Here is a 23,783-nt window from a genome sequence, read left to right as displayed (position 1 = left end):
AGCGGTTTTCAATGTCGAAGATTATTCTCATTCACTTATTCCTTCTTTTTTCTTAATTACTTTTTCCTCAAGCTCAAAGAGATTATTTAATTATTAAAGCTAAGTTCTTAAGCCAAGAGTTGTTTCTAGAAATCTAACTTCAATATTTGCAATTTGTTTGCCAATATCATGAAAACCACTTAATTTTTTTATTTCATTGGCATTATTTTCTGATTCTATATTTGCGAAAACACTGAGTTGATGTAGGGCATAATTTTTATCACTATTTTCGAGATAGTTATCTAGTAAAATTTGAAAATGTGCCATAAGCATTTTGTTTGTTGTACATCGGATAATATCTTTGAGGTTTTCTACTGAAAGTTGCTGATTATCATTGTTGGGATCGATTTTAAACTCCTTGCAGATTTGCTCAATAACTATTTCTTGAATATTCATTTTTATTTCTCCTTAATAATTGAGTGACTTGACTCAGATAGATCAAAAAAGAGATTCAGTTTCTCAATTGACTGGTGAAGAGACTTTTACCCTCATTTAACTTACTAACGTACTATTTGTATGATAGCCAAGGCTAGCAATGGGTGTCAAGTATTTGTCTAGATAAATAATATATAATCCGGATAATTAGTTATTATCGGGCGAATTCGCTCTTCTTGAAAACCATGTCGCTTCAGCCCATGGATGAAAAGCTTTCCGGGCGACTTCAGTCGCCTGTAGAAAATAGATGATTTTCTCAAGACATTTTTGAATGTAAAAGGTATGGTAAAAAATCGAAGGCTCGTAGGGGCGTTAACGATAGTTATGCGCAAGCTTTCGGCCGTTCGCCCCTACAATCAATCAGTGATGTTGCTTGGTCAACTTTCCGTGGCTGGCTAGAATATTTTGGTTTTAAGTATGGCAAGTCTACAGTAGCAGTACCACCTAACTATACAAGTCAGAATTGTTCTAACTGTGGGGAAGTTGTGAAAAAGTCTCTGTCTGTAAGAACCCATGTTTGTCCTCACTGTGGGTATGAAGCAGATAGAGATGTAAATGCTGCAAGAAACATCCTACAAAAAGCACTATGTACGGTGGGACACACCGGAACTTACGCTTGGGGAGACACGCACTCTGGCTTAGTTGGAGATATCCTGCTAGGTGATGGTGAGTCATTGAGCCAAGAATCCCCATCTCTATTAGAGTGGGGACTGTCAAATAATTCAGTAGTTAGTCAGGAGAGCTGTCGGATTGGCGACATACATTAGCTGGAAGAAAAGGAAGGATGAGAGTAGGAATTACAGCAGTTTCCGCGCGTTATGAGGTAATTATGTTGATAGTTTTAGGGAGTAGTAGGGAAGATAGGAATTAGGATAGCGAACAAGCACAAAATATTGACCCCGTCAGTTGTACCAAATTAGACATCTCTAGAAAAGAGGGAGTAGTGAATAGGGGGAAAGAATCGATAGTTTCTGTGCGATAATTGATTTGATTTTTTATTATTGGAAATGTCTATTAGTCTGAAATTTGCTGTATCTAGGGATATACCGACATTTTATCAAAATAATTGGGTCTAAAACCCCGCCTTTTCAGGCCAAATGTTTTTGTAGGGGGCTCAAATCCTCGTTACAAAAACAACTTCTGTACGTTGCCCTACTGACGGCTCCTCTATCTAACTTCTAGCTTCTAACTTCTGACTTCTGACTTCTGACTTCGTTAAGCCTATGTTGAATGGAAGTATAGAGTGAGACAATTGTATAACCGGATTTCATATAATTTATCAAACCCCATATCCCCTGCTAAAATAGAATTTAGCAATGGCTAGCAAAGGTTAAAGGTATGAAGAAACGAAGACCGAGAAACTCTGATGGGACATTTAAAGAAGACCCTGAAGCCTTGACCAAAAAATCTATAGGTCTGAGGATTAGCAAAAAGAAGATGCCCAAGTTAGAGAAAGTTGCGAAACAGAGCGGAATATCAACAACAGAAATTTGTAGAATGATTATTGAGGAATGGCTTGATTCTCTTGAGTCTAAAGATGAGCAAAAAAGGTCTATGATTTTTGAGGGGAAGTTATTAGCCCCCTCGGAGATTATGTGTCCAATCAGGTAAATCAACCTCTATCTTCAAAACATAGCCCTAAGAAACTTCACAAACAAAGAGCTTTAGAACTTCATCAGGGTGGGCTTAATTATCAGGATATAGCTGAAAAATTAGAGTTTGAGGGTTATAGAAATCTTGACTACTCCCCGGACTCAAGTCACGGGGATTCTAAGTAGATACTGCGCAACAGGATAAATCGGTGTTGCTCCGTCTATTCTTAGCTGACTAAAGATAAACTCTCTGGGGACAAGTCAATGTGCCCCTACACAGTTGGCTTAAGTCTAAACTTAGCTTTCTGTTTACTTTTGTGATGATATTTGCAGCGACCTTACAGTCTGCATTAATACACCAATTATTACTACTTCTATACAAACCACGCTTTATTCTTTTTCCTGTTAGAGAAGCTTGTCTGAAAGACTTAGGTTTCCAATCATTGGGTTTTTCACCATAAATAGGCAGATCGTCACCATCTAAAAACGAAGGGGCGAATGCCATTCGCCCCTACAAGTATAACTTTCTTCGGTTTCTATAAATATTATTCCATATTCATCACACAACTGAGCTATTCTTTCTTTGAGTCTAGCTGTGGCAATTGGTACAAATTCTGAATTACTTTTTTTTCCTATCCCCCTATCCCCTCTTAGTAAGGGGGGAATTAAAGGGTGGATATCCTTTATTCCAACCAAAAACTATTGTACCCATAAGATTTTTAAACAATGATTAATTACTATTCTGGCTGCTTTATTAATACCGTCACGGATTTGGCGGTTACGCTTTTCTGTAATGGCAGCTAGTTTATTTGACCAAAATCCAGTCGGTTGATTTTCTTTAAGAGTTGATACTTGTTTGTTGTACCAACCCACCCCTATCCTCCCGGGAGCAGGGTCTATTTATTGTCACGAGAGAAAAAAGAAGTAGGGGAGTGGGGGATGGGGAGTAAGGTCCATTCATCGTCACGCGATCGAAAAATTGTATCCTTTGAAATTTTGAGATTTTGTGCATCTTGCTAGGTGAGTTAACCAAAAATATACAGTTGTAAATATTCTAGGCGCGACAATGAATTAGCCCTGGGGGAACTAAAGGGGTGGGTGTTTCCCATCTACAACCCGCGCTTGTTCCTACATTCGATACACAGGTCAACCAATTATTTAAACCTTGGTCTATTCCTAAGAAATTTTCTTGATTTAATTGAGGTTTAATTACCGAATAATTAAGGTTTAAAGCCTCTCCTTTTAAGGAGAAACAAGAAAAATTTTCCTTTGATTCAATCCTCTTCCTTTTAGGGAGAGGTAATTATCAATTATCCATTATCAATTATCAATTATTGAACACTTCTTTTTCATAGACACCATAACCAATAAAAACATCTGTTCCTTGGTAATATTCTCAGTTCTTTAATAGCAGAAAATGCTCTTATACTAGGCACTGAAATTAAAAAGCTATCTACTCCAAACCAGCGTTTACAGGTATTCTAAGCGTGGTACTCTAATTTAATTATCTTTAAGTTTTAATGCATGAGTTGGGTAACTAACTGTAGCCATTCCTCCTTTTTTTCTGTAGTTAGGAATCCTTGGTCTGTCTGAGATTTTTCCTTCTCTGTAGGCTTTAATTAGACTATAATAAGAGCCTATGGGATTCAGCTACAGTTCTCAATATTTGTTGTGCTGAAGAGCGAATATAAAACTTTGTAATGATAGTTGTGTTTATAGACTAATTCCTGCGTCAAACTTGCCCAGAGTTTTGTGAGACTTAAAATATAATTGCCGACCATAATATATTCTCATGTTAGTTAGCTTGTGAGACTCTTCGCATAAGAATGTTAAGATAGCAATTAATTCAGAATTTTTATTTACTAAAACTTGCTGACAAGAGTACATTTGAAACGAGGGCTGGAAAATTTATTGTGATAAATAATAGCACAGGACTACTTTAGTTGTCTAGTCTAAACGACTCGGTTGTTTTCATCCCCCGATTAAAACACGGGGACCTTCAACGTGGCTTTTCACTCAAAAAAATACATCGGATTAAAATCCGACGAGTAGCCTTTCATCCATCGCTTAAAAGACGATTGCTTTCATGCTCCGATGTTATTTAGGTAACGAATAAGATATCTTTACTTCATACAAATAACTGCTAAAAATACTACTTAATAATTGAAGTGTTTAATAAGTATAGTATTATTTTGATCCATTGGTCTAAATTATCTTAAATGCTAGATATGAAAGATAATTTTGAGCGATCGCTACTAACATACGTCCAAAATTTTTACTCAATCAAAAACAACTAATTAACCTCATAAGTTTTACTTGATAGGCAACAATATTTCAAATTCAGTTCCTACTCCTGGAGTTGAGTTAATATGTAACTTTCCCTGATGGTTGTCAACAACAATTTGATAACTAATTGTTAATCCTAAGCCAGTACCTTTACCTACAGCTTTTGTAGTAAAAAATTTATCAAAAATTTGCTTTTGAATTTCATAAGGAATACCAGGACCATTATCAATGATACGAATTGAGAGCCAACCATAAATTGCTTTAGTATTTTCAGTAGCAATTACACTACTTTTCATCTCATAATTAGAATTTAATTCTACCTCATTAGCAGATTTATCTACATTTTGATCTGTATTTTCAGATAAATTTTTAACTTCAGTATGAATCCATATTTTACCCGGTCTACTATCAGTTTCTTTTTCTTGATTTTCTTCTAGAGCATCAAGAGCATTCGTAATCAAATTCATAAACACTTGACTAACTTGACCAGAATGACACAAAACCAAAGGTAAATCTCCATAATTTTTAATAATTTCAACTCTACTAATCTTCCAACGATTCTTTAAAATTAATAGAGTACCATCCAAACATTCATGAATATTTGTTTCTTGGTGTTTGGTACCTTCCATGTGAGAAAAATTGCGGAGACTACTAACAAGTTGCATCATTCGGTCAGCCGAAATTTCTATACTATTCATCATCTCCAAGTAATCTTGTTTGACAAATTCAAAATCAATCTCTTCTTTGAAATCTTCAACTTCTTTTATAGGTTCAGGAATATTTTTCTCATAAGTATTAATCAATTTCAGAAAGTCTTGATAATAACCAGACATAAACTTAGAATTACCTGCCACACAATTAATTGGATTTCTCAGTTCATGGGCTAAACCTGCCACCATTTGCCCTAACATTACAAGTTTCTCTGTTTGAATTAGTTGTGCTTGAGTTTGTTTCTGCAATAAATCTTTGGCAAGTTGATGAATATAAGATTGAGCAATAAGTAATTTTTGAGTTTCTAAAACTTGATAATCTTCTGGAGAATTTTCTACAACAACTGGTTCATAAATAAATTCTTGAGGTCTCTTTACTGCTTTATCAGCAGCATCTACAATAGGTGTATCTCCTGGGAAGATTAATAATTCAGACTTAATAAAGTCGTATAATACCTTAACAGAACGATTTAAAAAAATTTCTCTTCCATATTGGCGACTCAACGTTTTGAGAAATTGCTGTTGAGAAACCATACCAATGAATTTACCCGATTTTGTTAAAATAATACCTGGAAGTAGGGGATTTTCTTCAAAAACTTTAGCTAATCTAATTCCTGATGTATCAATTTCAACCCGGATACTATGAAGTTGTAAATCTTTTACTGTGGAACCTAAATCAAGATGGTTATTTAAGTAAGGAAACATAGATAATAAAAATAATTAATGACTATTGTAAAATTTGAGTAACTTGTTCTTAAATCTTTTTCGTTTAAGATATTGAACGACTTTAAATATAGTTCCAGATGAAGTAATAACTGGTAAATATTGATGGTTTTCTGATGCTCAAATTCTTTGTATTAATTCACTCAAAGCATTACCAAATCAGTAATTATTAACTGATGATTAAACACCTGAATTTACTCCCAAACTTGTTTAAGATTGGTGGCCTATATCACCTTGAAATTAAGTGGACAATTTCTGAATCAGCATATCCCAAAATTGCTTTTACAGCAGTTTTGGAGTTGATGAGGTACAAAATTTTAGGACTTTAAGGAGTAGGGAGTAGGGAGTAGGAAGTAGGGAGTAGGGAGTAGGGAGTAGGGAAAAAAAGATTAGCCTTAAAAGCGTACCTTACTATCCTAAAAAGTGCTGTAAGTTTGTGGAATAAAATATTTCGTTTGTCTTGAGGTTCTAATCAAATATGCCGTTGCCTGTTTTTTGAAGAGCTAATTGCCAACATTCTTGAATATTCCGGTTTACAAATATAAACATATTTTACAAAAATTATAAACTATGTATTTTTCCATTTTACTTCAAGTTAAGTATTTATACTAAGCTAACAGATAAAATTTATAAGTTTATTGATAGTTTTCCTCATATTCTTAACCTTTCCTTTACCTAAAAATAATCTTTGTCTGAATTTATATCGAATTTTTTGAGTTATTTATCTCTATATAATTATGCATAAAAATTATTTATATAACTAAGAAAGAATTGGTTAGGACTTATGCAGTAAGCAGTAAGCAGTAAGCTCTCAGCAATAATACCCTGCTTTTAAGGACCTAGTTTAAATGAATATAGACTTTAACGAATTTTGTAGTAAGATTAATTCTAGCTCAATTAATACAGCTTTAAAGCTACACGAAAAGCAATAGCTGAATGCTGTTTGTGCAGCATTCCGCAGGAAATGCTTACCTTATGCAAATGAGGAATATTAGACTAGAAAATGTTTTTCTAACTGCTCCCTTCCCTGTTCTTTGTTATTTGTTATCTGTTCCTTGTTATAGCAATTTGAAAAAGAATGCTATACTTAAATTTGAATTCAATTATTAAGTAATTAACACAGACTGAATAACTTTTTTGATAATTTAGCACGCTAGTTATTGTTAATTATTCTTATCTTTACTTCGATGTACGGACGTTGCATACAACGTCCCTACCCACTCCGCTACTCCCCGCTCAAGAAAATGTAGCAAACATTTATCAAATTGGTATTATAGGCGATCTTTTCAGCTCATTTATAACAATTTTCAATAAAAAAGTATTATATCTATCTAAATAGAAATCGATAATTATTAGCTAAATAATCTTGATTATTAATAAAATTATTTAGACTTACTTAATTCACGAAATAGAGTCAGATTTTTTGTTTGCAAAGCGACATCAAATACTTCTTATACCATTTTCATAAAATATTGCTACAGTGATTGATTTCTAGGTGTTAGGTGTTAGGTGTTAGGTGTTAGTTATGAGAGGGAACAAGTGCCAATTTTCCAATTCTTTGACCCCTGGATTTTACTGTAACAATCTTTCTTGAATTTGGTATTAGATAAAATTTTTGCCTTTGTGTTTTCCATAAGCAATACCTATTTTTGACTTTTGACTCTTTTTTTTTGAACTTTGTCTAACATGAATAATCTCAACAATTAGATTTAAGATTCAGAGTGAAATCCGGTTTCGATCGACACTATAGTGCTTAAAGGTAAAGGGTCAGCAGCAAATGATAGATGCTCACCCTAATTTATTCCTATCTAGAAAGGTTTGGCTCCAAACCTACTATTTTTTGTCAATTCTATTGTAACGATGACAAATATTTTTTATCAATTTAATAAGGGTAAATATATTACCTCTTACCTAGGGCAAACTCAATCTAGACAACTACAGAGAAATCCAATTGGCATCTTTGATAGTGGTGTGGGCGGAATTGGTGTCTTAAAAGAATCATATTGTCAACTCTCCGGAGAGACCTTTATATATTTTGCTGATACAGCACGACTCCCCTATGGTACAAAATCTCAGGCAGAAATCGTACTATTTGTACGTCAAGTGCTAACATGGATGCAAAATCAAGGCGTAAAAATGGCGATCGTTGCCTGCAATACTGCTACTGCTGCAGCAATAGATCGAGTAGCAGTCGAATACAATTTTCCTATTATTGGTATGATTGAACCTGGTGCAAATACAGTTGTCAACAGAGGTAGCAAAAAAATAGGCGTCATCGCCACTCGACAGACAGTCAACAGCAATGCTTATCTAAATACTATTCTTAAATTAGATCCTTCAGTTTTAGTATTTCAAGTAGGAGCGCCTGCTTTAGTACCATTAATTGAACAAGGCCGCATTAATGATGTGTATACTTTTGAGGTAGTACGACAATATCTTAAACCCCTAATTGCACAACAGATAGATACCCTGATCTTAGGATGTACTCACTATCCACACCTACTTCATTTATTTAGAGAAATTTTAGGCAATTCAGTACAGGTAGTAGACCCTGCCATCGCTGTTGTTCGCAGTGCTGCTCGGGAACTTCAACGTTTGGGGATATCAAGCGATCGCCCTCCGCACTGTACTAACTTCTATGTCAGCGGTAACCCAGAAGAATTTGCAAAAAAGGTGCAGCTATTCCTGGGTTTTACTCCGACAGTAGAGCAAGTTTGCTTAGAAGTGGAAAGAGTAGCAGTTCAATCTGAATCTGTAGCTTGACTTATATAGCAGGGAATAAGCAACAGGGAACAGCTCATCTGGAAAAAGCATTTCTAGTACTATTGAGGAAATAATTGATGAATATAGAGTGAGGGAGTAGGGAATATAGGGAAATAATTGATGAATAAAAGTGCAATAATTGATTTAATTTTTGATTATTGGAGATGTATATTTATCTACTTACAGCACTTTTGATGAAGCATGAGGTACAGTTGAATACTAATCTCTAATCTCTATTCCCTAAATTAGTAAAACTTTGTACCTCTTGAAAATATCCTTTTTATTTGGCGCTATTATGAGACTTATATTGTATTCAGCAGCGTCAAATATTTTTTTAGTAGAAATTAGATTAATTTTATTTTTTTAGACATTAATTTTATTTTGTTCTATTTAAATTGAGCCTTAATTAATTGATTTCAATCAAGTTAAATTAGTTTATATGTATCAAAAATAGGTATAAATATATCCTATATGTTCATAAATTGTATTTGCTATGCTAAACTATTCTGCATTAATATGGTCATTAGTGAGGAAAAAAATTTATGGCTGAGATTACAGTTTTAGTTCAGAATGTAGCTTCTGGAGCAAGTCCCAGTAGTAGTATATTCTTCTCTCAGATGTGGGTGGGATTTCATGATGGTGGCTTTGATCTTTTTAATGAAGGCGAAACTGCTACTCCTGGTCTGGAAAGATTAGCTGAAGATGCTACTATTAACCCAACAGTTGGATTTACAACTACCCTATCTACTGAATTTACCAGTAGTGGAGCTGGTAATACTCAAGGAATAGTTGGACCAGATTTTTTCCTAGGAGATATTGGTGTTGGGGGATTTACAGTAGATGAAACTCAGGACAGATACTTTAGCTATGCTTCTATGATTCTGCCCAGTAATGATGCCTTTATTGGTAATGGCAATCCCGTTGCCTTTGAGATTTTTGATGACAATGGTGGTTTCTTAGGAGAGGATTTTTTTGTTACTGGAAATCGAGTTTGGGATGCAGGAACGGAAGAAAATGACGAAATTTCTGGAAATGCAGCAGGACTAGGTCCAATGACTCCAGATACAGGAGTAGATGAAGGTGGAACAGTTGAACTACACCCTGGTTTTATTGGCAGTGTGCGAGAAGGTGGTGGCGCACCAGGGAATATTTTACAAGCACGCTCTGACGCTGATTTCACCACAGACAATGATGGTGCTGGTAATGAAATCGCCCGCATCAGTGTTTTAGAAAATACGGTAGGTACTTCAGGTGACGATCCACTCAACGGTTCCGATACAGGGGATTTTCTCTCCGGTCTTGGAGGTGATGATACTTTAAATGGTTTTGATGGAAGAGACTGGTTACTTGGTGGTAGGGGTAATGACCTGCTCAGAGGTGGTGATGGCGATGATATTTTGGCAGGTCAGATTGGAAACGATACTCTATCTGGCGGTAATAACGATGATATTTTAAATGGTGGTGGAGGTAGTGACCTACTAATAGGTGGTAATGGCAATGATGTTTTGGAAGGTCGGACTGGGTTTGATAATCTACTTGGTGGTGATGGTGATGATATTTTAAGTGGTGGTAATGGTCGCGATCGCCTCAATGGTGGTGCTGGCAACGATACTCTAATTGGTGGTGCAAGTATTGACCGCTTCATCTTCAACAGTAATAGTCCATTCCCGACGGTAGATATAGGTGTAGATACAATTACTGATTTCAATCAAGGGCAAGACTTGATACTCCTTGACAAGACTACTTTTGCTGCGCTCCAAAGTAATGCTGGAGCAGGATTTAGTGTTAATGGTGAATTTGATGTGGTTGCCTCAGATGCTGCTGCTGAGACTTCTCCAGCTTTAATTGTTCAAAGTACAGCAACTGGTAACTTATTCTATAATCCAAATGGTGCTGCAGGAGGTTTTGGTAATGGTGCTCAGTTTGCTAATGTAGATACTGCTTTAACTTTAACTGCAGGCGACTTTATTTTGCGAGCTTAGGAACCATATAAAAATAAGAGGAAATTTCAGAAATTCTCGGTTTAAGTGTTGAGGAAGTTCAGGAAATTTTGGAGTAATAGATATCAAAGCAATGTAGGGATGTTCTGTAGAACATCCCTACTTATTTGTCAGATAATCCGTTCTACTAAACTTACCCAAACTTACCCATACATGGTTGCATGAGCTATAGTATTCTTTAGCTTTATCTCACCATTCTCAAAAGTGCTGTCAATATCAGGAGAAGTCAAAAATTAGGAAAATCAAAATTTTCTACCTTAATACTGTGACGATTTCCCAAAAACAAACAGCACAAAGCCTGCTGAAGTTATTGTCAGTTAAACTCTCTGAGCGAATAAATATTTTTGCGAAATTTAAAATGCTTTGAGCCTCCTAAATTTTGATGAACACTTCCAAGACATAATTACTCCAAGACGAAATCAGACGCGCTAATTCTCGGCGCACCTTCTAATGTCGCGATTTTTCCTCCACCGCCAAAACCAGGTAAAGCACTATTGGGGTTGTAATATAAGTCTCCAGTGGAGCGAACGTAAACGATATCTGCGACAGAACCAGCAACAGCTTGTCTGTTTCTAACGGATGCAAATTCTCGCTCAATGCTAAATCCTTCTCCTATTTCACTGCGGAGGGTAACAAATGTGTCTGTATTGAGAACGATGTCGTCAACGTTAGGTCGAAAGTCTCTGATAGTATCAACGCCCAAGTCGTTTCTCCTGTAAGCTCTATTGCTGCTGAAAATAAAATCATCGGCACCGCCACCACCTGTTAATGTGTCATTTCCTCTGCCACCAAAGAGTTCGTCATTACCGCCACGACCTATTAATGTTAGGAATTTTGAGAAACTTTGCCTCATTTTTTTGTATTATTTGTAGAAAATGTAGTATTCGTTTGTTATAATCCTGGAAAACCTAAAAAATGGCGCTCAGAAAGTTCCCGGAAGATTTATCCCCTGGTTGAATAACGACCCGCGGGTAATAAAGCGGTATTTAATAGTGCTATTATATCCACAGGAGGTGATAATTAATTAATGTATGGATGTCAACAACACCTAGTCAAGAATACCTCAGAAGTAATGGCTGTGCTTGAATACCTATGCACAGAAGCAAATAAGTTGACAAATTGTGGTATTTACTATTGTCGTCAAATGCTATTTAAAGCAGGACGCTTTGTGTCTAAAGCTGAACTAGATTTTGAGTTAAAAAGTAATCTGCATTTTAAGGCTATGCGTTCAGCCTGTGCCCAACAGACATTACATTCTGTAATTGAGTCCTTCAACTCTTATGCAAGACTTGCCAAAATGTTTACTTCAGGTGAACTGGCACAAAAGCCAAAACCACCAAAATACCGCAAAAAGAATGGTTTAGCAGTCGTTAGTTATCCAGCACGCTGGGTCAAGCTAGTGAATGGAATGCTTAAGTTCCCTCTAGGTAAGCAAGTCAAAGCATGGTTTGGAATAGACCACTTTTTATTGCCAATGCCTAGCAACTTAGATTTCAATCAAATTAAAGAATTGAGATTTGTTCCCAGAAACAACTGCTTCTATTTAGAATTTGTTTATGAGCAACCTACACTAGAAAAAGGCCAACCAATAGCAGAAAACGTCTTAGGCATAGACCCAGGATTAAATAACTGGTTAACCTGTGTGAGTAATGTGGGAAAGGCTTTTATAGTTGATGGGAAAAAGGTTAAATCTCAAAATCAATGGTACAACAAGCAAGTAGCCAAAATAAAATCAGGCCAGTCTGGTGACTACTGGGACGATAACTTAGCAGCTATTACTGAAAAGCGCAACCGTCAGATGCGGGATAATGTGAACAAAGCAGCTAGATTTGTGCTCAACTGGTGTATTGAGCATCAAATAGGCACAATAGTTTTTGGGTGGAATCAACGCCAAAAAGATAGCATTAACATCGGCAAGAAGAATAACCAACAGTTTGTTCAAATACCAACAGCCAAGTTAAAAGCCAGGATAGCTGAATTGTCTGAGCGGTATGGAATTAAGTTTGTTGAGACTGAGGAAAGTTACACGAGTAAGGCTAGTTTTCTAGATGAAGATTTCTTACCGACATTTGGTGAAAAACCCAAAAGGTGGGAGCCATCAGGAAAGCGTGTTAATCGTGGCTTGTACCGTTCAGCAACAGGTAAATTGATTAATGCCGATGCTAATGGCGCTGGAAATATTATCAAAAAAGTAGCAACACAGCTAAGTTTAGATTTAGCCAAGGTTGGTAGGGAAGTTTTGATGCTTCCACAACGATATAAGTTGGACGATCTAACTAGAAAATATCGTAAGCAGTGCGTCGCGTGGCAATAGCGCCCGCAGCCAGCACATCCGCTTAGAATTCAGGGTGTTTTAACCCCTGGAGACATCAATTTCTCACTCTTACTTTTAACCTGATAAATATGACCGCTTTCAACTTGACAAACCAAAACCTAGAGACAATTTTAAATCGCGCTTTAGAAGGTTATGACCTATCTACAGCAGAAACACTATTATTGTTATCCCCAACTTCTCAAGCAAATTTCGGAAAACTTCCCTTAACTCAACTTCCCACAGAAATAACTACTATCCAGAAAACCGCAGATAAACTCCGACAACAACAAGTAGGAGATACTGTTACTTACGTTATCAACCGCAATATAAATTTCACCAATATTTGCGAACAACATTGTAGTTTTTGTGCTTTTCGCCGAGATGAGGGAGATGCGGGTGCTTTTTGGTTAGATATTGGTCAAATTCTGGAAAAAGCTAATGATGCAGTACAACGAGGGGCAACAGAAATTTGTATGCAGGGAGGATTAAATCTTCAAGCTAAAATTGCAGGTAAATCTTTATCTTATTATTTGCAAATAGTAAAAGGTATTAAAGATGAGTTTCCTCAATTACATTTACACGCTTTTTCTCCCCAGGAGGTACAGTTTATTGCTAGAGAGGATGGCGTAAGTTATGAATATGTAATTGCTGCTTTGCGGGATGAGGGGGTGGGGTCGATGCCAGGTACTGCTGCGGAAGTTTTGGATGATGCAGTCAGAAGAGTTATTTGCCCAGAAAAAATTGATACAGCGACTTGGTTAGAAATAGTCAGCACAGCACACCGCTTGGGAATGCCAACCACAAGTACAATGTTGTGCGGTCATATTGAAACCCCTCAACAACAGATTTTACATTTGGAGAGATTACGATCGCTCCAACAAACTGCCATTGAGAAAAATTATCCTGCGAGAATAACAGAATTTATTTTATTACCATTTGTCGGACAAGAAGCACCTGCACCTTTGCGTCGGAGAGTGGGGCGCGACCAACCTGTTTTGCTGAATGTTTTGTTATTAACAGCAGTGTCGAGAATATTTTTAGGAAATTGGATTATTAATCATCAACCAAGTTGGGTAAAAATTGGTTTGGATGGAGCAAAAGAAGCGTTGAAGTGGGGGTGTAATGATATTGGCGGTACGTTAATGGAAGAGCATATTACAACAATGGCAGGTGCTGTCGGAGGTACTTGTATGGAAGTCGAAAATTTGCAAGAAGCTATTAGGAGTTTGGGGAGAAGCGATCGGCAGAGGGATACACTTTATCAACCAAGTCAAAAGTCAAAATTTAAAAGTCAGAAGTTAGAAGTCAAAAGTTTTAAGTATTTGTAGGTTGGGTTGAAGTTATGAAACCCAACAAAGAAAGTAACAGTTATACATAGATTTGTTGGGTTGCGCTATCGCTTAACCCAACCTACAACTACAACATATTATACATTTTCTGGCCAGCAATGCCTAAAAAAACAACTAGATTTTTGTTAAAATCAGACAACATATCAAATATGGATGGGTTAGTGATGACAGAAACAAAAATTCAAACTGAACTACCACCGTCTTTTCCAGACCATACCCAACTGCCAGAGTCAGACGGTACATTTGTGAAAAACTTCCAAGAGCATCCCCAAAGTATTATTCTTACAGATTCCATTACTCCTGTTTTGCAGCGTATTCACCCTGATGGAGAATATGCGATCGGACAAGACTGTGGCATCTATTGGCGGGAAACAGACCCTCCCGAACAAGGTGCAGTTTGCCCAGATTGGTTTTATGTTCCTAATGTACCGCCTTTACTTGATGGTCAATATCGTCGCTCTTATGTTATCTGGCGAGAACATATTGCACCATTTATTGCTTTAGAGTTGGCATCAGGTGATGGTGCAGAAGAACGAGATCGAACGCCTGTATCCCGAACATCTGAGGGAAAGAAAATTAAACCTGGAAAGTTTTGGGTATACGAACAGGTTATCCGAATTCCTTATTATGGCATTTACGAAATTACAAGTGGTCATCTGGAAGTTTATCACTTGGTGGATGGGTATTACCAGCAGATGTCACCAAATGAGCGGGGTCACTATCCTATTGAGCGTTTGGGGGTAGAATTAGGACTTTGGCAAGGTAATTATGACAATCAATTTATGTTGTGGTTACGTTGGTGGGATGCAGAAGGTAATTTGCTGTTAATAGGAAACGAACGTGCGGAAATTGAAAAAGCAAGAGCTGAACGTGCTGAGTCTGAACTTGAAAAGGCGTTGCTTGTCCAAAGGAATGCTATTTCTCGGTTGTTGGCAATGGGTTTAAGTATGGAGGAAGTTTCTGAAACTCTTGGTTTGAGTGTTGAGGAAGTTCAGAAACTTTTGGAGTAATAGATATCAAAACAATGTAGGGATCTTCTATGGAACGTCCCTACTAATTTGTCAGATAGACGATTTCCCACAAACAGCACAAAGCCTGCTGAAGTTATTGTCAGTTGAGCTGCTCTGAGCTTGGAAATATTTTTTGGTGATGATCGGACTGCCTTTGAAACCAGGCTAGGCGTAAATTTGTTTGCTAGATTGCCTTGCAGTGGCTGGATTGGATTTAGTATCTATGAATTGCACAGAATCAAAAGTATTAATCCACAAGTGAGCGCCACAACTTGCTGGTTTGTAAGGTCGATAGACGATTTGGCAAGGACCTGAAATATATAACTCATAACCATAATAGTTATTATTGCCGTGTTTGAGTGACACTACAGCTTCCAATTCTGCTGGAGGCTTACCTTTATTACTTTTAATTTTGTGTTGATTGACATGAATCATTTTTGGTGTAGTAGTTTCTTTCTTGCGCCACATACCTTTCGGACCGCGCCGAGCCGGAATTATTACGGGCATTCCATTCTCAAAAGCTGGTATTTCCCAGAATCTACCTTTTTTTTCGGCTCCTTTGACTCTTCCTTGAGCGAGTAAAACTAATAAACGTTGACGAGACATACCTAATAAAAAAGATGCTTCTTTAGTACCCATGATTTTTTCCTCAACTGTTGGACAATAGTTAAATATACTAGAATGGGAAAATATAAAAAAAAAAAGAAGTTACCTGGAAATAAGTATAAACAAAATTATTGGTTTTGTCAACAGGAGAGTTTGCTGAAAAATTATGAGTGTTTATGGTAGGAGGTAGGAGGAATAATTTTCCCCTAATCTTTCTATGGTTGTCTGCCCAAAATCATAATTTTTTGGCCACTCAAAAAGAGAGAACAGGGAATAAGGGAGAGTATTAATAATTTATAGATAAGAATGCCTTTGTTGCATAAAAGTTTTAGAAGCATTATAAAACAAGGATTTATCAATAAATTTTATTAATGATAAAGTATTACACTGCAAGGACTGATATTTGTGCAACAAAGGCAATAAGAATTGATTTTATTTTTGATTATCGAAGATGTCTATTTGATTTGCTCCCATGTAATCAACTTACCATCTTTACCACCACTAATGAGTTTGCCATCACGAGTAAACACTACTGAAGTTACAGCTTTTGTATGTTTATTCCCTACAAAAACAGCGGTTTGACTTTTCAGACTCCAAATTTTAATATTTCCATCATCGTCTCCACTCGCAATTAACTTCCCATCAGAGCTAAAAGCTACCGAGTTAACAATAGCTGAATGTTTTCTTTGGTGGCGATCGTATAATTCACCTGTTTCAGCATTCCATAGTTTGATGATGCAGTTATCACCACCAGTCGCCAGGATTTTACCATTGGGAGAAAACGCTAATGAATTAATAGAGCGTGTGTCAGCAGAAATAGTCATTTTTTCCGTGAGACTTCCTACTCCTAATTCCCAAATTTTAATATTACCTTGTTTGTCTCCACTCGCAAGAATATTGTTCTTTTTATCAACTGCCATACACCTAATTTGAGTATCATGTTTTGGGATAGGTTGAGTTGTTATTTCCCCTGTTACAGTTGCATCCCATAGTTTAATTTTTCCGTCACTCCCACCAGTAATAACTGTCTCACTATCAGGATGAAAAGCTACTGCTTGTACTCTATTGAAGCCGCTTATTCCATTACTCCCCAATTGTTTAAATTCTTCCGTGTTTAAATCCCAAAGTTTGATAATATTGTCATCAAATCTTTCAATGACAGAAGTTACGAGAAATTTACCAGTAGAGTCAATTATAATTGGAGTTGCATTTCCCACCAGTAATTCTATTTCATATAACAGTGTCCTCTCTTCAAAACTTTCAAGACTTTGAATAACTATTTTGTTTTGATCGTATCGAATGGCAATTTCTTGACGATTAGGAGATATAGCAATTGAATTAATTTCTAAGCCAAACCTATTTTCGTCAATAAATTCCTTGATAATGTTAAATTGCCATGACGGAGGAATAGAGCGATCGCCTAAAGATTCTTCCTTAAATTTTTCGTTTTCTGATAATTGTTCGTTAGTTACTAATTTGGCTTGTTTTTGAGGTTTATTTCCAGCAATATAATTTTCTAATTTAATCAGTTGAAAAGGATTATCATCCTTTTCTTTTTCTGATAATGAAAACGATTGAGAAGCATAGGCAGGAATTGGGCTGGTTTCATGCCAAAACTGTTGATAATACTCAATAATTTGCTGGTGAATTTTATCAAAATCTTCTGAAGTTACTACAAGATTTTTTGCAGGAAAATCACCTTTAAAAACAAAACCTTCAATTAAACTAATGACTCTACCAAATGAGTCTTTAAGAACACCATCTCCAGAAATACCTATATCTATTTCCAAAGCTTCAATAATTCGGAAAACTAAAGTTAAATCTCCTACTTTAGAGTTAATAATTTTCCGGTAATATGCAGTACCTTCGTCAGTTATTTCTCCTTCTGCTACCCGAGCAAGTATGAGCGTATAATTCTGTTCGCGCATAAAATTAGGAGCCACAACTGTTCTATAGTCAAGGTACTTATTTCCACTTACTAAAAAACACCAAACTTCTTGATTCATAATACATTTCTCAAATCCGATTCTGGAAAATCAATATCTAGTTGATTTCTAATTGACAAAAAAGAATTAACAGCAGAGTCTAGTGCTGTTTTTTCATCAACAACTTTGTTGAGAGATTTTGCTTGTTTAATACGCAACTCTTCCGTTCTTCTTTGAGCCACTGCTTTTTTTTCTCTAGCAGGTTTTTCGGCAAATTCAATTAAAACTTCGAGAATATCTTCATCAAACCGATATCCTTTAGGTAAAAATTTCTGTATTGTTTTGACTCCCTGACCAATAGAACCTAAAGTTTTCCCGAATTTGTCTCTCCAATTTAATTCTGGCTTAACTTCAATTTCTCTAGCTTGTTCTGCTGCTATTTTTTGCCTCAATTCTTGAACCTTCTTTTCAATGATGTCAGGTAAAGTACAAGCTAAAGGTACTTCAACCTGAAATGGTTTAGGGAAAACACCATCGTTTTTTGCCATACTACCATCTTTGTTTAAAGTCGCAAATCCTTTGCCAACTGAACTTACAGGAATTAGTCTGACTGGAATACCAGCTTGATTTCTAGCTCTGACTAAATTAGTAAACTCCTCAATTTCAAGTAGGCGATCGCGTATTTTTCTGAGGTTATAGTATGGTTCAACAATATCCCATTTACTAATAACAAAATGTACTGGCCTGCGTTGATTGTCTTGCACCTGCTGTAACATACTTGGCAAATCTTTGGCAGCCCAGATCATGTCCGATCTTTTCCCACCCATCAAACCACAAAGTTTTTGACCATCTAGTAAGACTAGCATAATATCTGCGTTCTTGGTTATACTGTTAAACTCCTCATCTTCTTCCTCCATTTCGTCAATTAATCTACCTCCTGCGTAGTCTATATAAGCAAATTTACAGGCATCATAAGTAGACAAACTTTGTGTTTGTACACGACAAGTAAATTCCCATTCCGATACTTCAGACATTCTTGTTCCCCTTGGCCATTCTTCCTCAAAAGCTACTTGTGTGTAGATATTATTCAAACGCTTTCTTTTTTCTGTGCTTTCAACTTTCAGAAAAAAGCCTAGTTTCCCCTGTGTAGATAGCTTTTTGTACATACTTGCTAAGAACACAGTTTTCCCAGAACCCCGTGGCCCAAGCATAATAACTGAGTAAGTATTCATAACTTGCGGATTAGTTCATCTATAATAATGTCCTAATAATCCATCTTTCCTCATAGATTCTGGCTTTGTCAGTTGGAATTGTTGGAAATTTCCCTTCAATTTGCTTGTAGGATTTGTAGGAAATGTACGATTTGTTAGCTATAATTTTCCCAACCCCCTAACATTTCCTAATATATGGATATGGATATTCAAGAAGTTTTGAAGTTGGCTGAAGAGCTAATTTATGACCATACTGGAGAAAATTTAGACTACTTGCAAAAAACTATATTGCAACGTACTTTAGAAGGTCAGACTTACAAAAAGATTGCTGAGGAAACTTATGCTAGCGAAACTCATGTTAGGTATATCGGCGCTAAATTATGGAAAATTTTATCGGAAATACTGGGTGAAAATATTACTAAAGCAAATTTTAGAACAATATTAGAAAATGCAAAAATTTACAATTTGGCTATTGGTAGAGATAACATAACAAATAACATTAATATCTGTCCGTCAAACCCTCGCAATTCTTCAACAAAAACCAACCCTCCACAAACACCAACTCAATATATTATCGACCTAGACAAAGCACCGGAAATTATCAATTTTTACGGTCGCACAGAGGAACTTTCTACCTTATCAAAATGGATAGTGAGCGATCGCCTTCGTGTAATCTCACTTTTAGGAATAAGTGGTATTGGCAAAACTACTCTTTCTCTACAATTAATCCAGGAAATAAATGGGTTTGGAGACCAAACCCCTACGTTTAATTACATCATTTATCGCACCCTCCGCTTTTCTCCCACCCTCACCACAACTCTCACTAACCTCCTGCAAATTTTCGCACCAGAAACAAAAACTTCAGACAATATAGAAACCCTATTATCAGAACTACAAAAATACCTGAAAAAATATCGTTGCTGCATCATATTTGATGACGTACAAAAATTATTTGCTCCAGGAAAACTTGCAGGTCAATACAAATCTGGTTATGAAGATTATCAGGATTTTTTTCAACTACTTGTCACAGTCTCCCATCAAAGTTGTTTGCTATTAATAAGTAGAGAAAAAATCCCAGAAATTACCAAATTAGAAACAGAAAATTATCCAGTACGAACCTTAATTTTAGGAAGTTTAGGAGCTGCTGCAAATGAAATATGCCAAAAACGCCAATTAGCAGATCGAGAATCCTGGGAAAAATTGATTAATAATTATCAAGGAAATCCCCGATGGTTAGATATAGTAGCAACAACAATTCAAGAATTATTTAGCGGTCAAGTAGCAGAATTTATGGAATATGAAACCCTAATTTTACCAGAAGCATTACAAGCAGAATTAGAACAACAATTTGAGAATTTATCTCCTGTGGAAATCAGAATAATGGAGAAAATTGCCAACCAAAACCAACCAATTTCAATAGGAGAAACAATTAGAAAATCAGAACTATCTATTCAGGAATCTGTAAACGTAATTCAATCCCTGAAAAAACGGTTATTATTAGATAGGCAATTAGAGAATAATTTGACAGTATTTACTCTAAATCCTGTTTGGAAAAAATATTTAATATCAAATAAAAAGTAGAGAAACCGGGTTTGTATTAAATCCTTTACCATAGGAAATATATCTCTCATCAATCCGGTTTATTGTAACATTATTATGTAACACAAGCAGATTTTTATGAAAACAAATAATATTTCAAGCCACCCTTTTCAAGAGGATAATAAAAATATTCTATTCAATATTTCAAGCCTCTAGCTTCAGACATAAATACTGATAACTGATAACTGATAACTGATAACTGAAATTGCCTTGTTCAAATTCTGTTATTCCTTGGCGAATTGCCGCAACTGATTCAGCATAATCTAATCTTTCTAGTAATTTTTGATAGGCAATTGTATCTTGAATAACTATTTCTGCTTTACCATTAACTGTTAAGACTATGGGTTTTTGTATTTCTTTAATTTGCTGCACAAAATACTTAGGGTTATGCTCGAAATCTGTGAGTGAATAGTTGGTCATATCATTTTTTTAATTAAAAATTAACTAGCTGTCTCACCAATTCCTGTCATTTTGGGGCAATTTTTCCAATTACAATATCAAAATTATATACTAAAAGTAGAAAATCATTTGCAATAAAATTTCCTCAAAAACTATGACTCAAACTCTTCCAGCAAAAGACGTCAACATCCGCTATCTTATTGATAACTTCGGACTTCAAAAAAACCAAGACGAGGAATTTTTCCGGGAATGGCAAGATAATTTACCAGAACTTACTGACTTAGAAAAACAACTCCTAGATAAAGTAAAAGCTGGATTTATTAACCTAACAGATTATCCGCCAGTGCTAGAAAATGTTGTGAGGATGGCAGTAGTTGACCCAATTTTATTTATTGGGGGATTTTTTCTTTATCCATTGTATATTCGTTCCGAACCTGCGATTAATTTAGCAGTCGAAGATGAAGATATTATTATTAAAGGTAAGATTGATACTTTGGTGTTAAAAGACCAATTCTGGGCAATGGTAATTGAGTCTAAAAAAGCTGAATTTTCTACTGAAGCTGGACGGGGTCAAATTCTGGCTTATATGTTAGCAAATCCTCATCCAAGTCGCCCTAATTATGGGATGATTTCTACAGGTGGCGGTTTTATATTTGTTAAATTAGTTAATGGAGAACCACCACAATATGCTCTTTCAAAAATGTTTATTACTATTAATCCTGGTAATGAACTTTATGATGTACTCCGCATTCTCAAACGCTTAACTCAAATTGCGCTAGAAGGAATTGATTGAAAAAGGCACAAGGCAGAAAGGAAAATTGCTTATTATTGAAGTCAGAAGTCAGAAGTTTGAAGTTTTAAGAAAGACTTTTGCAAGAGATATAAAAAAGGAAACGGGAAAGGTGAACATCATCTCAATTCATCCATCCCGTTTTAGGCAAATTAATATAAGACTTTAGTACAGGGTGGCGAAGCAGATACCATAAACCATAAAGTTTTCTGCCTTCTAGTACTAAATAGACAGGCAATATTACATCATACCCATGCCAGGCATACCCATGCCGCCCATGCCGCCCATGCCGCCCATGCCGCCCATGCCGCCCATGCCGCCATCCATATCTGGCATCGCAGCTTTCTTCTCAGGTTTCTCAACAACCACAGCTTCAGTAGTTAATACCATACCAGCAATGGAACCCGCATTTTGCAACGCAGAACGTACTACCATTGCAGGGTCAAGAATACCAGCAGCAATCATATCTTCATATTCACCAGTTATGGCATTAAAACCAACACTAAAATCAGTAGAACGTACTTTCTCTACAACTACCGAACCCTCTGCTCCAGAATTATCAGCAATCTGACGTAAAGGTCCTTCTAAAGCACGTTTGACAATATCAGCACCAATCTGCTCTTCCTCATTTAAACTACCTTTCAACTCATCAACCTTAGTCGCCAAATGAATTAAAGTAGTACCACCACCAGGCACAATACCTTCTTCTACAGCAGCTTTAGTAGCATTCAAAGCATCTTCTATTCTTAACTTGCGGTCTTTAAGTTCGGTTTCTGTTGCTGCACCAACCTTAATCACTGCTACCCCACCAGCTAACTTAGCGATGCGCTCCTGTAACTTCTCCTTGTCATAATCAGAATCACTCTCTTCAAGCTGTCCGCGAATTTGAGCAATGCGCTTTTTCACTTCCTCTGCTGTATCCCCACCAGCAACAATAGTAGTGTTGTCCTTATTAATAGTGATTTTCCGACCAACTCCCATCATCTCTAAATCTGCCATCTCCAGATTCAGACCTACTTCTTCAGAAATAAGTTGACCACCTGTGAGAATAGCAATATCTTGGAGCATTGCTTTACGGCGATCGCCAAAACCAGGAGCTTTCACAGCAGCAACATTCAATACACCCCGTGCTTTATTCACTACCAAAGTAGCTAAAGCTTCCCCTTCAATATCCTCAGCAATAATTAAAAGAGATTGACCCGCACGAGCAACTTTTTCTAATACAGGTACTAAATCTTGAATAGAGGAAATTTTCTTATCAGTAATCAGAATGCGAGCATTTTCAAATTCAACTACTAACCGCTCCTGGTCAGTAATAAAATAGGGAGAAAGATAACCACGGTCGATTTGCATCCCTTCCACAACTTCTAAGTCTGTAGAGAGAGACTTAGATTCTTCAACAGTAATTACCCCATCTTTAGTAACTTTATCCATTGCCTCAGCAATCATTTGTCCTACTTCTGCATCACCACCAGCAGAAACCGTAGCTACTTGAGCGATCGCTCCTCCTTCTACTGGTTTAGCAACTGCTTCTATTTCTTTGACTAGCTGATTAATGGTTTTTTCAATCCCTTTACGCACTGCTACTGGGTTTGCTCCAGCAGTGATGTTTTTGAGACCTTCTCTAATCATAGATTGAGCTAAAACTGTAGCGGTAGTTGTGCCATCTCCAGCAATATCTTTTGTTTTGGATGCCACTTCCTGAATAAGTCTAGCACCTGTATTTTCTAGAGGGTCTTCTAGTTCGATATCCTTGGCTACGGTAATCCCATCATTCACGATATGTGGTGCGCCAAATTTTTTCTCTAATAATACATTTCTACCCTTTGGACCCATAGTGATTCGGACTGCATCAGCTAGGGAATTTATTCCTCGCTCTAGAGCGCGTCTGGATTTATCATTAAATTCTACAATCTTGGCCATATACTTTCTCCTATTGCTTCCAAATAAAAATTTAGCACTCGGCGAGGTAGAGTGCTAGTTCGTGGAAACCGTACATCCCACATTCCGCAGCACAAAATGTAGTATAAAA

Annotated in this window: 18 protein-coding genes and 1 pseudogene; 8 read left to right on the top strand and 11 right to left on the bottom strand. The window is 36.5% G+C overall.

Features of this window, described 5'->3' with window-relative positions:
* Positions 1–99: 99 nt before the first annotated feature.
* On the bottom strand, positions 100–435 hold the full coding sequence (locus SAGCYANO_RS03185; protein WP_202218754.1) for a hypothetical protein: 336 nt from the start codon (positions 433–435) through the stop codon (positions 100–102).
* A 392-nt stretch (positions 436–827) separates the two neighbouring features.
* On the opposite strand from SAGCYANO_RS03185, the pseudogene SAGCYANO_RS03180 reads away from it, so the two are divergent.
* Positions 828–1,241: pseudogene (locus SAGCYANO_RS03180) on the top strand (RNA-guided endonuclease InsQ/TnpB family protein); the annotation flags it as partial.
* Positions 1,242–2,301: 1,060 nt separating this feature from the next.
* Here SAGCYANO_RS03180 and SAGCYANO_RS03170 read toward each other — a convergent pair.
* The 4 genes from SAGCYANO_RS03170 to SAGCYANO_RS03150 all read right to left on the bottom strand — a co-directional run bounded on the left by SAGCYANO_RS03170 (position 2,302) and on the right by SAGCYANO_RS03150 (position 5,767).
* Positions 2,302–2,571 (bottom strand): hypothetical protein, encoded by a 270-nt coding sequence (locus SAGCYANO_RS03170; protein WP_202218752.1) that lies wholly within the window; start codon positions 2,569–2,571, stop codon positions 2,302–2,304.
* Entirely contained in the window at positions 2,547–2,762 is a 216-nt protein-coding gene (locus tag SAGCYANO_RS03165; protein WP_202218751.1) for a hypothetical protein, read from the bottom strand. Before SAGCYANO_RS03165 ends, SAGCYANO_RS03170 begins: the two co-directional genes overlap by 25 nt.
* A gap of 3 nt (positions 2,763–2,765) precedes the next feature.
* Positions 2,766–2,939, bottom strand: a complete 174-nt coding sequence (locus SAGCYANO_RS03160) for a hypothetical protein (RefSeq protein ID WP_202218750.1) — start codon at positions 2,937–2,939, stop codon at positions 2,766–2,768.
* Between the two features lie 1,439 nt (positions 2,940–4,378).
* Entirely contained in the window at positions 4,379–5,767 is a 1,389-nt protein-coding gene (locus SAGCYANO_RS03150) for an ATP-binding protein (RefSeq protein ID WP_202218748.1), read from the bottom strand.
* Between the two features lie 1,836 nt (positions 5,768–7,603).
* Here SAGCYANO_RS03150 and murI point away from each other — a divergent pair.
* Positions 7,604–8,548, top strand: a complete 945-nt coding sequence (murI, locus tag SAGCYANO_RS03145; protein WP_237395693.1) for a glutamate racemase — start codon at positions 7,604–7,606, stop codon at positions 8,546–8,548.
* Positions 8,549–9,090: 542 nt separating this feature from the next.
* Positions 9,091–10,530, top strand: coding sequence for a spondin domain-containing protein (locus SAGCYANO_RS03140; RefSeq protein ID WP_202218746.1), 1,440 nt, complete (start codon positions 9,091–9,093; stop codon positions 10,528–10,530).
* 421 nt (positions 10,531–10,951) lie between these two features.
* On the opposite strand, the gene SAGCYANO_RS03135 is transcribed toward SAGCYANO_RS03140, so the two are convergent.
* Complete coding sequence (locus SAGCYANO_RS03135; protein WP_202218745.1) at positions 10,952–11,401, bottom strand: calcium-binding protein; 450 nt, start codon at positions 11,399–11,401, stop codon at positions 10,952–10,954.
* Between the two features lie 174 nt (positions 11,402–11,575).
* Between SAGCYANO_RS03135 and SAGCYANO_RS03130 the strand changes: the two genes are divergently transcribed.
* The 3 genes from SAGCYANO_RS03130 (at position 11,576) to SAGCYANO_RS03120 (ending at position 15,221) form a co-directional block, all read left to right on the top strand.
* Positions 11,576–12,862 (top strand): transposase, encoded by a 1,287-nt coding sequence (locus SAGCYANO_RS03130; RefSeq protein WP_237395692.1) that lies wholly within the window; start codon positions 11,576–11,578, stop codon positions 12,860–12,862.
* Between the two features lie 89 nt (positions 12,863–12,951).
* Complete coding sequence (cofH, locus tag SAGCYANO_RS03125) at positions 12,952–14,190, top strand: 7,8-didemethyl-8-hydroxy-5-deazariboflavin synthase subunit CofH (RefSeq protein WP_202218744.1); 1,239 nt, start codon at positions 12,952–12,954, stop codon at positions 14,188–14,190.
* A 185-nt stretch (positions 14,191–14,375) separates the two neighbouring features.
* The gene (locus tag SAGCYANO_RS03120; protein WP_202218796.1) at positions 14,376–15,221 is read left to right on the top strand and encodes a Uma2 family endonuclease; all 846 of its coding nucleotides are present in this window, start codon (positions 14,376–14,378) and stop codon (positions 15,219–15,221) included.
* A gap of 165 nt (positions 15,222–15,386) precedes the next feature.
* Here SAGCYANO_RS03120 and SAGCYANO_RS03115 read toward each other — a convergent pair whose 3' ends face one another.
* From SAGCYANO_RS03115 to SAGCYANO_RS03105, 3 genes are all read right to left on the bottom strand, one after another.
* Positions 15,387–15,860 (bottom strand): hypothetical protein, encoded by a 474-nt coding sequence (locus SAGCYANO_RS03115; protein ID WP_202218743.1) that lies wholly within the window; start codon positions 15,858–15,860, stop codon positions 15,387–15,389.
* A 422-nt stretch (positions 15,861–16,282) separates the two neighbouring features.
* Positions 16,283–17,833 carry a WD40 repeat domain-containing protein gene (locus tag SAGCYANO_RS03110; RefSeq protein WP_202218742.1) on the bottom strand — a complete coding sequence of 517 codons (1,551 nt, stop codon included), beginning with the start codon at positions 17,831–17,833 and terminating at the stop codon, positions 16,283–16,285.
* The gene (locus SAGCYANO_RS03105) at positions 17,830–18,984 is read right to left on the bottom strand and encodes a hypothetical protein (protein ID WP_202218741.1); all 1,155 of its coding nucleotides are present in this window, start codon (positions 18,982–18,984) and stop codon (positions 17,830–17,832) included. The genes SAGCYANO_RS03110 and SAGCYANO_RS03105 overlap by 4 nt, the downstream gene beginning before the upstream one ends.
* A gap of 180 nt (positions 18,985–19,164) precedes the next feature.
* Here SAGCYANO_RS03105 and SAGCYANO_RS03100 point away from each other — a divergent pair, with 180 nt between their 5' ends.
* Positions 19,165–20,544, top strand: coding sequence for an AAA family ATPase (locus tag SAGCYANO_RS03100; RefSeq protein ID WP_202218740.1), 1,380 nt, complete (start codon positions 19,165–19,167; stop codon positions 20,542–20,544).
* A 162-nt stretch (positions 20,545–20,706) separates the two neighbouring features.
* On the opposite strand, the gene SAGCYANO_RS03095 is transcribed toward SAGCYANO_RS03100, so the two are convergent.
* The gene (locus SAGCYANO_RS03095; protein ID WP_202218739.1) at positions 20,707–20,982 is read right to left on the bottom strand and encodes a type II toxin-antitoxin system Phd/YefM family antitoxin; all 276 of its coding nucleotides are present in this window, start codon (positions 20,980–20,982) and stop codon (positions 20,707–20,709) included.
* 133 nt (positions 20,983–21,115) lie between these two features.
* Here SAGCYANO_RS03095 and SAGCYANO_RS03090 point away from each other — a divergent pair, with 133 nt between their 5' ends.
* The gene (locus SAGCYANO_RS03090) at positions 21,116–21,754 is read left to right on the top strand and encodes a restriction endonuclease subunit R (RefSeq protein ID WP_202218738.1); all 639 of its coding nucleotides are present in this window, start codon (positions 21,116–21,118) and stop codon (positions 21,752–21,754) included.
* A gap of 237 nt (positions 21,755–21,991) precedes the next feature.
* Here the strand turns inward: SAGCYANO_RS03090 and groL are convergent, their stop codons facing one another.
* Positions 21,992–23,674: a chaperonin GroEL gene (gene groL / locus SAGCYANO_RS03085; protein WP_202218737.1), complete on the bottom strand. Its 1,683-nt coding sequence runs from the start codon at positions 23,672–23,674 to the stop codon at positions 21,992–21,994.
* Positions 23,675–23,783: the final 109 nt, after the last annotated feature.

This window comes from Okeania sp. KiyG1 (assembly GCF_014132355.1).
GTDB lineage: Bacteria > Cyanobacteriota > Cyanobacteriia > Cyanobacteriales > Microcoleaceae > Okeania.
Note: the sequence above shows the minus strand (reverse complement) of the source record. Positions and strands in the feature narration are given on the sequence as shown.